At 70.4% G+C, this 11,755-nt stretch carries 11 protein-coding genes and 2 pseudogenes; 6 read left to right on the top strand and 7 right to left on the bottom strand.

Annotated features, from left to right (window positions below):
• Positions 1-97: 97 nt before the first annotated feature.
• Complete coding sequence (locus tag LG634_RS36825; protein WP_372482565.1) at positions 98-376, bottom strand: transposase; 279 nt, start codon at positions 374-376, stop codon at positions 98-100.
• Positions 377-379: 3 nt separating this feature from the next.
• On the opposite strand from LG634_RS36825, the pseudogene LG634_RS36830 reads away from it, so the two are divergent.
• Positions 380-1,451: pseudogene (locus tag LG634_RS36830) on the top strand (IS1380 family transposase); the annotation flags it as partial.
• Between the two features lie 161 nt (positions 1,452-1,612).
• Here LG634_RS36830 and LG634_RS36835 read toward each other — a convergent pair.
• The 4 genes from LG634_RS36835 to LG634_RS36850 form a co-directional block, all read right to left on the bottom strand.
• Positions 1,613-2,026, bottom strand: a complete 414-nt coding sequence (locus LG634_RS36835) for an RICIN domain-containing protein (protein WP_226740819.1) — start codon at positions 2,024-2,026, stop codon at positions 1,613-1,615.
• Between the two features lie 563 nt (positions 2,027-2,589).
• Complete coding sequence (locus tag LG634_RS36840; RefSeq protein ID WP_372482566.1) at positions 2,590-4,878, bottom strand: SpoIIE family protein phosphatase; 2,289 nt, start codon at positions 4,876-4,878, stop codon at positions 2,590-2,592.
• Positions 4,879-5,132: 254 nt separating this feature from the next.
• Positions 5,133-5,816 (bottom strand): cytidylyl-2-hydroxypropylphosphonate hydrolase, encoded by a 684-nt coding sequence (gene fomD / locus LG634_RS36845; protein ID WP_226740821.1) that lies wholly within the window; start codon positions 5,814-5,816, stop codon positions 5,133-5,135.
• Positions 5,817-5,957: 141 nt separating this feature from the next.
• Positions 5,958-7,361, bottom strand: coding sequence for a class II fumarate hydratase (locus LG634_RS36850; RefSeq protein WP_226740823.1), 1,404 nt, complete (start codon positions 7,359-7,361; stop codon positions 5,958-5,960).
• Positions 7,362-7,476: 115 nt separating this feature from the next.
• On the opposite strand from LG634_RS36850, the gene LG634_RS36855 reads away from it, so the two are divergent.
• The 5 genes and pseudogenes from LG634_RS36855 to LG634_RS36875 all read left to right on the top strand — a co-directional run bounded on the left by LG634_RS36855 (position 7,477) and on the right by LG634_RS36875 (position 10,563).
• Positions 7,477-9,006, top strand: coding sequence for a ricin-type beta-trefoil lectin domain protein (locus LG634_RS36855; RefSeq protein WP_226740825.1), 1,530 nt, complete (start codon positions 7,477-7,479; stop codon positions 9,004-9,006).
• Positions 9,007-9,168: 162 nt separating this feature from the next.
• Positions 9,169-9,411 (top strand): annotated as a pseudogene (locus tag LG634_RS36860) (Hint domain-containing protein); the annotation flags it as partial.
• A gap of 176 nt (positions 9,412-9,587) precedes the next feature.
• On the top strand, positions 9,588-9,845 hold the full coding sequence (locus LG634_RS38115) for an EndoU domain-containing protein (RefSeq protein ID WP_264204067.1): 258 nt from the start codon (positions 9,588-9,590) through the stop codon (positions 9,843-9,845).
• A 5-nt stretch (positions 9,846-9,850) separates the two neighbouring features.
• Positions 9,851-10,264 (top strand): hypothetical protein, encoded by a 414-nt coding sequence (locus LG634_RS36870; RefSeq protein WP_226740829.1) that lies wholly within the window; start codon positions 9,851-9,853, stop codon positions 10,262-10,264.
• A complete protein-coding gene (locus LG634_RS36875) occupies positions 10,261-10,563 on the top strand; it encodes an Imm53 family immunity protein (protein WP_226740831.1) in 303 nt (100 codons plus the stop codon). Before LG634_RS36870 ends, LG634_RS36875 begins: the two co-directional genes overlap by 4 nt.
• Here LG634_RS36875 and LG634_RS36880 read toward each other — a convergent pair.
• Positions 10,560-10,751, bottom strand: coding sequence for a hypothetical protein (locus LG634_RS36880; protein ID WP_226740833.1), 192 nt, complete (start codon positions 10,749-10,751; stop codon positions 10,560-10,562). The two genes, LG634_RS36875 and LG634_RS36880, sit on opposite strands and share 4 nt — an antisense overlap.
• A 10-nt stretch (positions 10,752-10,761) precedes the next feature.
• Complete coding sequence (locus LG634_RS36885) at positions 10,762-11,613, bottom strand: helix-turn-helix domain-containing protein (protein ID WP_226740834.1); 852 nt, start codon at positions 11,611-11,613, stop codon at positions 10,762-10,764.
• Positions 11,614-11,755 lie beyond the last annotated feature (142 nt).

The raw sequence follows: 11,755 nt of genomic DNA on the forward strand, positions 1-11,755 counted from the left end.
ACCAAACAACCTTGTAGTCCCTGTAGTCGACGAGCGACTAATTGGTCGGCCGGAGTATTCGGCCGGCCGTTTTATTGAGCCGAAACTGATGAGTTTCCTACTGGATCGTGTAGCGGACGTGCCGGCGGTGGAAGTAGCCGGTCACGATGTGGGGTTGCCGCTGTCGGCGGTGGAGGAAGCGCCGGGTTTCGCGGGCGAGGTCGTCGGTCGAGGTGGCGCGGGCCGCGTGGACGTGGTGTTTCAGGTCGGCGTTCAGCAGCTCGTCGGGGTTGAGTTCGGGGCTGTAGCCGGGCATCAGGTGCAGCTCGATCCGTTCGGCGTTCTCTGCGAGCCACGCCTTGACGGTCTTGCTGCGGTGGACCGGGTGCCGGTCCACGATGACACTCTCGCCTCTGCTGGGCCGAAGGCCCTGGCTGCGATCCGGGCCGCGCGGGCCGAAGCCCGCGAGCGCGTCTGGAACGTGGCCAAGAACGCGGCTCCGGGCGCCTCAGGGCAGGTGATCGTGGACCTGGACGGGGTGCTCGTGCTGGCTCACTCCGAGAAGCAGGACGCCACCGCGACCTGGAAGAAGACCTTCGGACACCACCCGCTCGTGGCCTTCGTGGATCACGGAAGCGATGGCAGCGGGGAACCGGTGGCCGGCCTGCTCAGGCCCGGCAACGCGGGCAGCAACACCGCTGCTGACCACATCACCACGGCTGGGCTCGCCCTGGCTCAACTGCCGAAGAATTACCGGCGCGGACGTCAGACGCTGATCCGTACCGACTCCGGCGGCGGCACTCATGAGTTCGTCGCCTGGCTCGCCCAGCGGGGCAGGTGGCTGTCGTACTCGGTCGGCATGACCATCACCGAGCAGATTCACCAGGCCGTACTCAAAGTCCCCGCCCCGGCCTGGACGGCAGCGGCCGAGCTCGGTGGCGAGCTCCGGGACGGGGCCTGGGTCGCAGAGATCACCGGCGACTGCCTCAGGGGCTGGCCGAAGGGGATGCGGCTGATCGTCCGCAAGGAACGGCCTCATCCCGGGCGCCCAGTTGCGGATCACCGACGCCGATGGACTACGGCTGACCGCGTTCGCCACCAACACCACCAGCGTCCCCATCGCCGCACTCGAACTGCGGCACCGCCAGCGAGCACGCGCCGAGGACCGCATCCGTGCCGCTCGCGCCACCGGCCTGCGCAACCTGCCCCTGCACGACACCGCGCAGAACCAGATCTGGCTGGAGATCGTCCAGATCGCCCTCGACCTCCTCGCATGGATGCCCATGCTCGCCCTGACCGGCGAAACCCGCAGGTGGGAACCCCGCCGTCTCCGGCTCCGCCTCTTCTCCGCCGCAGCCCAGATCGTCACCACCGCCCGCCGCCGGCACCTGAGATTCGCCCGCCACTGGCCCTGGACCGAGGTCATCACGGACGCCCTGGCGCGACTCGAAGCCCTCCCGAGCCCAGGCTGACCAGCACGTTCCCATCCCTGCGAGCAGCACCACCCCGACCGGACCCGTGGAACCCGGCGCCCACCCGACGCGACAGCCGGGCCATCACCCTGCCCACCACCAGCCCGAACAACCGAAACGGCCCGCCGAAAGAACCGACGGACCGTCACGAAAGATCGAGGTTAGAGGGACCAGTTCTGCTCGCCCGGTTCACCGAAGGAGCAGTCCCAAATGGTGACCCAGGTTCCGTTGGCGAAGCTGCCGCCCTTGTTGGTGAGGCATCGGTCGTTGTGCCATTGGGTTCTGATCACGGCATGGAGCCTGGGCAGGGGGCCCGCCTCGGACTCGATCCAGTCCTGGCTGTCCGCGCCCGTGCAAGGCCACAAGGTGAGGACCGTGCCGTTGGTGTAGCTGTCGCCGCGGGGTGTCAGACACTTTCCGCTGGTCATGTGCACGATCTTGTCGCCGTTCCAATGCCACTGCTGCAAGTAGTGACCGTTGCAGGTCCACAGCGTGATGACAGTGCCGTTCGCGGTGCTGTTGCCAAGGGGTGTTGCGCATTTGCCCGGCTGGCTCGGGTAGAAGCTATTGATCATGGGCTTGTATGTCGCTGCAGTGCTTGGCGTGGCAGTGACGAGATTAAGACCGAAGAGGGCTATCGCGAGAGCAATGAGGCGTATAAATCTGGACTGCATATTTTCCCCTGGGGGTTGTATTTCAGTACCACGTCCTGCGGGACCGTATCGGCGATCTTAAACGTGAAAATTACCCCGAAAGGTCCTCCGGTGCAGAATGGCCGGATTTGGTCCATTTGCTATTTGGGGTTCTGTGGGGGCAATTCGTGGAGCTGGCGGAGGGTTTGGGTGGCCCCCGATAAGTTGATTTTGAGCCGATATGGCGGGATTTGAGTCTCTATTCTTCGGGCCGGTATGGCCACTGGCTGCTTGGTGAGCCAGGCGGACGGACCCAGACGGGGCGCAGGAATTCCTGCAGAGTGCATCATTTGCACCCCCGTAAGCCGATGGTGAAATTGTCCGAAATTTGCTCCCTGGACAAGAGCACGCCTGAGGTTGCGGCATCTGTGGCTGCGCTGTTGTCGAGCCAGGTCCCTGGCGGTCACCGTGCACACGGTGACCGCCCCTCCGCCGTATCCCGTACGTCAGGCCCGGGGCAGCGGCAGGTCGAACCAGACCACCTTGCCGCTGCTCAGCCGGGTCGCACCCCAGCGCCGGGCCAGCCGGTTGACGAGGAACAGGCCGCGGCCGCCCTCGTCGGTGTCCCGCGCCCGCCGCTGCCGCGGCAGCTGCGGGGAGTCGTCGCCGACCTCGCAGCGCAGCACGTCGGTGCGCAGCAGCCGCAGCGTCACCGGCCGCTCCGCGTACCGCACCGCATTGGTGACCACCTCGCTGACCAGCAGCTCCAGGCAGTCGCCCAGCTCCTCCTCCAGCCCCCAGCGGGCCAGCGCGCGGCGCGCGAACCGGCGGGCCCGCCCGGGGGCGGTCTCCTCCGGGTCGAGGAACCAGTACGCGACGTCGCTGGGCGCGATGCCGTCGAAGCGGGCGGCGAGCAGGGCGATGTCGTCGTCCCGGTCGCCCGGGCCGAGCATGTCCAGCACGTCGTCGCAGAGGGCCTCCAGCGGCGGCGGGTGGTCCAGGCCGGTGAGCTGCGCGGTGGCCGCGAGGCGTTCGCGCAGCAGCTCGATGCCGGTCCACACGTCCCGCAGCCGGCTCTCCACCAGCCCGTCCGTGTACAGCAGCAGGGTGGCCCCGGCAGGAGCGTCGAGCTCGACGGCCTCGAAGTCCACGCCGCCCACGCCGATCGGCGCGCCGGGCGGCACCCGCAGCACCTCCGCACGGCCGCCGAGGTGCAGCAACACGGGCGGCGGGTGGCCGGCGTTGGCGATGGTGATCCGGTGCGAGACCGGGTCGTAGACCGCGTACAGGCAGGTGGCCATGCGGTCGGAGCCGAGCCGCTGGGCCTGCTCGTCGAGGTGGTGCAGCACCTCGGCGGGCGGGAGGTCGAGCTGGGCCAGGGTCTGCGCGGTGGTGCGCAGCTGGCCCATGATCGCGGCCGAGGTCATGGAGTGGCCCATGACGTCGCCGACGACCAGTGCGACCCGGCTGCCGGGCAGCGGTATCGCGTCGTACCAGTCGCCGCCGACCCGGGCGGTCTCGGCGGCGGGCAGGTAGCGGGAGGCCAGCCGGACGCCGGTGGGCTGCGGCAGGCCCTCGGGCAGCATGGTGCGCTGGAGCTCGTCCGCGATGTACGCCTCGCGGCCGTAGAGCACGGCCTTGTCGATGCCGAGGGCCGTGTGGGTGGCCAGCTGGGCGGCGACGAGCAGGTCGTTGGCCTCGAACGCGGGCCGCTCCGGGCTGCGCAGGAACACGGCCGCGCCGATCACCCGGCGGCGGCCGCGCAGCGGCGCGAGGATGGCCCGCTGGCCGCGTGGGACGGGGTGCTCGGCGCCCAGCAGTTCGGGCAGCGCGGCGCGGGCCGCGGCGGAGGAGCCGAACACCGGGCGGACCCCGCGCAGCACCTCGGCGAGCGCCCCGCCGGGGCGGATCTCGCACAGCTCGGCGGCCGGCAGGTCGCCCTGCGGGCCGACGAGGGGGAGCTGGCTGAAGTCGAGGACTTCGGCGGCGCTGTCGGTGGCGTCGGTGGCGTCGGTCGCGGAGCTGTTCGGGCTGTCGGCGGTGCCGCTGGTGTCGGTGGTGGCGGTGGCGGCGGGGACCGCGGGCGGGCCGGCCGGGGTTCCGGGTACGGCGGAGCCCGGCGCGGCTGCTCCGGCGGGTGCGGCCGGTGCCGCCGGGTCGCCGAGGTCGTCGAGCGGGCGGAGCCGGTCCGTGCGGCGCAGCCTTAAGATGACGGGCCCGGCCGGCCGCTCGTCGCCGACCGGCAGCGGGTCGCGCAGGTAGACGAGGATCGCGTCGGAGAACGTCGGCACGGTCGCCCGGCACAGCCCGAGGACGATCTCGTCGAGGTCGATGCCGCGGGCGATCCGCCGGGTCGCGGCGCCCACGAAGCGCAGCCGGTCGCCCTCGCGACGGGCCGCGGACACCGGGTCGCCGGCTCCGGCGGGTATGCCGGTGCCCGGCCCGGAGGCGCCGGCCGCGGCGGCGCGAGCGGCGCTCTCGTCGCGGGCCCGTGCTCCGGATCCGGAGCCGTGCTCACGTCGGGCACCGGGGATCTTCTCGCCGGGGGCGCCCGCCGGGCCCGCGCCCGGGGCCTGGTTCTGGCCGCGGGTGGCCTGGCCGGAGGCCGGCGGAGTCTTGCCGTGGCCCTCGGAGTCGGATGCGGATCCTCCGGCACGGGGCACCCGGCGGCCGCGCTCGGCAGCCTTCGGCTGCGGCGGCACGTCGGAGCCGCCCGGCGCCGGGGCGGCCGCGGCACTCGCCGCGGCCCCGGCTCCCGGCTGCGGGCCCTCGTGGGAGGTGGGGTACTCCGTCACGCGTGGAATTCCGTCCGTTTGCGCTCGATGTGCGCTGCACTCAACTCGGTCAGTCGCGGTATACCCGCTCAGGGCCGCAGGCACCTTGCCCGCGGCCGTTCCTTCCCCGGAACTTCGTCCGGGAGACCCCCCTGATCCTCGTCGTGGCCTCGGTGCTGATCCTCAGTCAAGTTTTGCGCACGGCATCAGAATTACGGATTGCAGCCTTGCGGAGGACGATCCTACGTTTGGACCCCGGGGGCGCATCAAGGGTCTCATGAGGTCATATGCGCCGGGGTGCGGTCCCAGTCCTCGGGCAGAAGCGGAACCTCCCAGCTCGGATCGGGCCGCCAGTCCTGCCAGCCTGCGGAGAAGGGCGGCCCCCACGCCTCGATCAGCTCCAGTGCCGCCGCGCCCGCCGTCCGGACCCGGTCCGCCTGCGCGGCGTCCATCAGCCCGGACCGCTGCGCCTGGGCGAACTCGTCCTCGTCCCGCCACTTCCAGCTGCGGTCCGGGTAGACGGAGATGTCGAGGAAGTGGTCCTCGGAGTCGACCCCGCCCGCCCAGCGCCGGCGCGGCTCCTCCAGGTTCACGTACCAGCTGCGGAACTGCCAGCCCCGGTCCCAGAACAGCCAGACCGAGAACGGGTCGCCGGGCCGGGCCAGTTTGAGCACGCCGGTGCCCCACCAGGGGGCTCGGACGGTGGTGCGGGGCGCGGTGTAGCGGGTGGCCAGCGGCTCCTCGTGAACCGCGGTGCCGTCGGCGAGCACCGGCTTGACGCATTCGGTGCCCGGGGCCATCCACACGGCCAGCAGGTCCGTGGTGTCCTCCACGACGGTCACCGGGCGGCAGATGTGGACGCGGCCCTGCGGGCCGGGCGCATGGTCGAGATAGCGCCAGAGGATGTGCTCCCCGGGCGCCCAGTGCGTCCCCTGCTCGCTGCCTGCCGTACCTGTCATGCGCAGATCTTAGGGCTGGGGCTGCCGGGACCGCTGCGGTGCAGGTCACGGACTGGATTCGGCTGAAATCCGACCCTCGTTCGGGCGGCAGCCGCGGTCCCGAGGGCCCCCGTCCCGGCGGCCGGGACGGGGGCCGGAGGGTCACGGCCGGGTCATCCGCAGGACGTCGAGGGCCGCGTCGAGCTGCGCCACGGTCAGGTCTCCGCGCTCCACGTAGCCGGACTCCAGCACCACCTCGCGGATCGTCTTGCGTTCCGCGAGGGACTTCTTGGCGACCTTCGCGGCTTCCTCGTAGCCGATGTACTTGTTGAGCGGGGTGACCACCGAGGGCGAGGACTCGGCGTACTCCCTGGCCCGCTCCACGTTGGCGGTGATGCCGTCGACCGTGCGGTCGGCCAGCAGCCGGGAGGCGTTGGCGAGGAGGCGTACGGACTCCAGCAGGTTCCGGGCCATCACCGGCAGCATCACGTTCAGCTCGAAGTTGCCCGCGGCGCCCGCGACGGCGACCGTCGTGTCGTTCCCGGTCACCTGTGCGGCGACCATCAGCACGGCCTCCGGGATGACCGGATTCACCTTGCCAGGCATGATCGACGATCCCGGTTGCAGGTCAGGGAGATTGATTTCGGCCAATCCTGTGCGCGGCCCGGAGGACATCCAGCGCAAATCGTTCGAAATCTTGGTCAGCGAGACGGCGATCGTACGCAATTGGCCGGAGGTTTCGACGAGCGCGTCCCGGGCGCCCTGGGCCTCGAAGTGGTTGCGGGCCTCCGTCAGCGGCAGTCCGGTGGCCGCCGCGGCCTCGGCGATCACCGCGGCGGAGAAGCCGGGCGGGGTGTTGATGCCGGTGCCCACGGCGGTGCCGCCGAGCGGGAGTTCCGCCAGCCGCGGCAGGGCCGCCCGCAGCCGCTCGACGCCGTACCGGATCTGGGCCGCGTACCCGCCGAACTCCTGGCCCAGGGTGACAGGGGTGGCGTCCATCAGGTGGGTCCGGCCGGACTTCACGACCTCGGCGAACTCCTCTTCCTTCGCCTCCAGGGCCGCCGCCAGGTGCTCGAGGGCCGGGATCAGGTCCCGGGTGACGGCCGCCGTCGCGGCGATGTGGATGGACGACGGGAAGACGTCGTTGGAGCTCTGCGAGGCGTTGACGTGGTCGTTCGGGTGCACGTCCCGGCCCAGCCGCTCCCCGGCGAGGGTGGCCAGCACCTCGTTCATGTTCATGTTGGAGGAGGTGCCGGAACCGGTCTGGAAGACGTCCACGGGGAAGTGCTCGTCCCAGCGGCCCCCGGCCACCTCGTCGGCGGCGCCGGCGATCGCGTCGGCAATGTCCTGATCCACCACCCCCAGGCGGGCGTTCACGACCGCCGCCGCCCGCTTGATCCCGGCCAGCGCCTCGATGTGGGCCCGTTCCAGGCGCTGCCCCGAGACGGGGAAGTTCTCCAGGGCCCGCTGGGTCTGCGCACGCCACTTGGCCTGCGCGGGGACCCGCACCTCTCCCATCGAGTCGTGCTCGGTCCGGTACGCGTCGCCGTGCTGGTTGCCGGCCATCTCCACCGCCTCCTCAAATTCCCTGAAAACTTGAGCAATTGTCTTGTTCGAAGTGTTCCCAAGACTCCTACCGGCCAGTAAATACCGGGGGTAACACTGACCCCGGGAGGCGTCCATGACCCGTGTGAAACCCCGACTCAGATCTTCCTTCGCCGCGCTCGCGGCACTCGCGGCCGCCGTCGGCGGCGTCACCGCGATCACCCCGACGGCCCAGGCGGCCCCGGTGGCGGGGGTGTCCGCCGCCGTCACGCCGCTGCCGCCCGAGCTGGAGGCGGTCCGCGCGGCCGAAGCCGTCAGGATCTACGGCGACTCCGCGATCCGCCCGATGGCCGAGCGCAAGACCGGCCTGATCTCGCTCGGCGACAGCGAGATCTCCGGCGAGGGCGTCGGCAACTACGACCCGGCGACCAACACCGCGTCCAACCAGTGCCACCGCTCGCCCGACACCGCCATCCACCGCACCGGCATCCCCGCCGACCTCACGTTCAACGTGGCCTGCTCCGGCGCGTACACCGGCAACATCCGGATCGGCGGCAGCAAGCAGTACGCCGACGAGCTGGTCCAGTCCGACAGCCTTGCCATCAAGGCCCGCAACACCCGCATCAAGATGGTCCTGCTGGTCGCCGGCGCCAACGACGACCTCCAGTTCGGCCCGGTCATGACCGACTGCGTGACGCGCTGGGTGCTCAGCCAGGGCGTCTGCGAGCCGAAGTACGCCCCCGGCTGGCAGGCCCGCGTCGACGGCCTCCGGCCCAAGGTCGAGGCCACCGTCGCCGACCTCAAGACCGTCATGCGGCAGGCCGGGTACGCCGACTCCGACTACAAGCTCGTCCTGATGGGCTACCCGAGCCCGATCGGCCCCGACTTCTACGACAACCCGAACTTCCCCGGCAAGCTCCCCGGCGGCTGCGCCGGCTACGACTCGGACGCCACCTGGGGCCGCAACCAGGCCGTGCCCGCCTTCGAGAAGGGCATGCGCGCCGCCGCCCGCAACTCCGGCGCCCTCTACCTCGACAACTCCCGGCTCTTCCACGGCCACGAGGTCTGCATGGAGGACACCTGGGCCCGCGGGCTCTACCTCGACCTCGGCGACCACTTCCCGTGGGACGAGAACACCGCCCGCCAGTCGTTCCACCCCAACTACAAGGGCCACGGCGCCTTCGCCACCTGCCTGACCGGCTTCTACAACTCCGGCCTCACCGAGGCGAGCTGCGCCGACCCGGCGAGCACCGGCACCCCGGTCCTCCAGCCCGGCGCCTGGGACGACCTCTTCAGGCCGCTGAAGAACGAGGCCACCGGCAACTGCCTCGACACCAACGGCAGCGCCAGCGCCAACAACACCGCGGTCCTCGGCTGGGACTGCCACGGCGGCCGCAACCAGGGCTGGTGGTACGACACCGCCCGCAAGTCCCTGAAGACCGAACTCACCCACGACCGCTGCCTCGACGCCCCCGCCGGCAACTACACCGCCGGCACCGCCCTGATCCTCTGGAACTGCCACGGCGCCGCCAACCAGCAGTTCACCCGCGACGGCGCCACGATCCGCCCGGTCGCCGCCCCCGACATGTGCCTCACGGTGGCCACCCCGAAGTCCCCGGCCCGCCTCCAGCCCTGCACGGGAGCCCCCACCCAACGCTTCGCCTGACCCACCCGCCTTCCCCGACGAACCCCCACAGCCCCGGCCGACGCCGTCGGCCGGGTGCGGTGTTTTCGGCCCCTCCTGGCCGAGTCGCCGCGGCCCGGTAACAGCTTCACCGCGGACACCGAGGTCCTGCTGGCGGACGGCACCCGCAAGCGCATCGCGGACGTGGAGATCGGGGACCAGGTCCTCGCCGCGGACCCGGAGACCGGTGAAACCGGCCCCCGCCCGGCCACCGCCCTGATCCGCGGCTCCGGCGAGGAGTCCCTGGTCGACGTGACGGTGAGGGCCGAAGACGGAAGCCGGGGCACCGTCACCGCCACATCCGGCCACCCCTTCTGGGTCCCGTCCGCCGCCGAATGGCGCGACGCCGACACCCTCCGCCCCGGCCAATGGCTCCGCACCTCAACGGGCACCCACGTCCAGATCACGGCCATCAGCCGCTCCGCCCGCCCGGCCTCGGTTTACAAACGGTCGACGACCTGCATACGTACCATGTGCTGGCGGGCGGGGCGCCGGTGCTGGTTCATAACAGCGGATGTACCAAGCCGGTCAACCTCCCCGGGTGGCGCAAGGTCGGGGTCGACATGGATCAGGTTCTCGACCGGCACACCGCAGCGGGTAAGACCTACCGGCGGAGCGGGATCAAAACGACGTTTCCCGACCACATGTCTGCCCGCCAGATCAAATCGACGATTCGCCGTGCTTACAAGTCGTCTTCCGTTGCCGGGCGCTCCCAGGGAGATCGAGTCTTCCTGCGAGGTTCTGCGGGAGGGCTTCGGATCGAGATGTGGGTGAACAAGGCGACAGGGATCATTGAGACCGCCTATCCGGTATGGAGGTAAGGGTGATGGGGTTCGGGGTGTTCTGTGAGGCGCGCTCGCTGGAGCTCGCGCGGTCGGGGGCCATCTGGGGCGACGTCTGGGTCGACGTCGGTGGGGTGGCGGTTCCGGAGGCGGGGTGGAACGACATGCCGGTCGTGTTCCTCGCGGAGCTGCTCGACGCGGTGGCCGAGGTCAGTCGTGGGGAGGGCCGGCGCCGACGGGTCCGGTTCTTCGACGGACCGTTCTGGATCGACCTCACCGGCACGGGTGACGGGCGTGTCACGGTATCCGCCCACGGGCACGTCGCCGTCACGGTCGACGCCCGCGACCTGGGCCAGTCCCTGGCGGCGGCTTGTGCGGAGCTTCTCCACGCCTGCCGGGCGCGGGGTTGGGAAGACCACCCCGACGTCCGCCGACTTCAGGGCGGAGCGGCCGGGTGAGCGGGCTGCGCTACGTGCCGGGCTGGTACGCCGCTCAGTGTGATGGGGAGTGGGAGCACGAGTTCGGGGTCCGGGTGGTGACGACGGACAACCCCGGGTGGCACGTGCGGATCGATGTGGCGGAGACGGAGCTGGAGGGGGTCGTCCTGCCCCGGGAGAGGCGGGACCTCCCCGGGGGTGGCTGGACGATCGCCTGGAGCGACGGCCGGGTCTTCGAGGCGGCCTGCGGTCCGGACTCGCTCGGTGCGTTGGACGCCCTGTTCGAGGAGCTGGCCGAGAGGTCTGCGCCGGCGCCCTAGAGCAGGTGGTCGGCCTTGCCGGCTTTGATGTCGCGGATGAGTTGGCGGAGGGCTTCGGTGGTGTCGGTCAGGGGGTGGTCTTCCCGGCCGGCTACGGCGATGTAGCTGTTGCCGGTGGCGTCGACGCCGATGCGGTAGCAAGCGTTGCCTTCGCCGCAGTACGGCTCTTCCCACGTGATGTCCGGCATGGTCATCTCCTCACAGTTCGCTGAGCACGTTGCGGATGAAGTCGCGCGAGTCCTCACGGGACAAGGCCAGCTCCTCCATCAGGTCCAGATGTGCTCGGTACTTCGAAAGCTGCGTGTCCGCATGCAGGAAGTCAGGACCGTGTGCAGAGTCGAGCTGGACGGTGTCGAGCTGTGGCACGGGGCCCTCCGCGTAGAAGACGTTCTGGCCGGCACCGGGGAAGGCCCCAGCTTCGAATGTGAGTACGCGCAGGTGCACGTTCTCACGCTCCGACTGCGCAAGCAGGTAGCCCAGTTGTTGTCGCGCCACTGTCCGACCTCCGAACTTCATGCGCAGGGCTGCCTCGTGCACGAGCGCCGTGTACTCGGGCGCGTCGTCGCCATCCAGTATCTGCTGACGCTCCGCCCGGTGGGCGAGGCGGAGGGCGATCTCATGGCTTGGAAGGGCCGGGATGACCATCCGGAACACGGCGAGAGAGTGGTCCGAAGTCTGGAGCAATCCGGGCATGTGCATGGAGAACGCGGTACGCATGCGCCTGGCGTGAGCTTCCAGCTCGGCGATGTCCAGCAGACCCGGCGGGAGATGGCCGCGGTAGCGGTCCCACCACTGGCGCCCGGCCGGTTTCGCCATCTCGACCAGCGCGTCGACGTACGCCTCGTCCGCCACCTCGCAGTTGCACGCGAGCGTGCGCAACCGCTCGGGTGTGATGGTCCGCTGGCCGAACTCCATGGCGGAAATGCGCGCCCGGTCGACGCCCAGCAATGCGGCTGTGTAGTCGGCGGCGAGTCCTGCGGCCGTCCGCATCCTCCGCAGCTCCGCACCGAGGCGCCTCTGTCGTTCCGTGGGCGCGGTCCTGGCTCCCATGCGACTCCCTTCGGCCGGTAATCGGCAGCAGTCTCGCGCGTTCGGGTGCCTCAACGCCAAGGGCGCCTCAATCTTCCAGTTGAGGTGAAGAAATATTCCCCGTCGCGCTACAGTTGGTAACGCACCGCTCGCGCAGGGGAGT

It is taken from the genome of Streptomyces bambusae (genome assembly GCF_020532645.1).
In the GTDB taxonomy this organism is placed as follows: domain Bacteria; phylum Actinomycetota; class Actinomycetes; order Streptomycetales; family Streptomycetaceae; genus Streptomyces; species Streptomyces bambusae.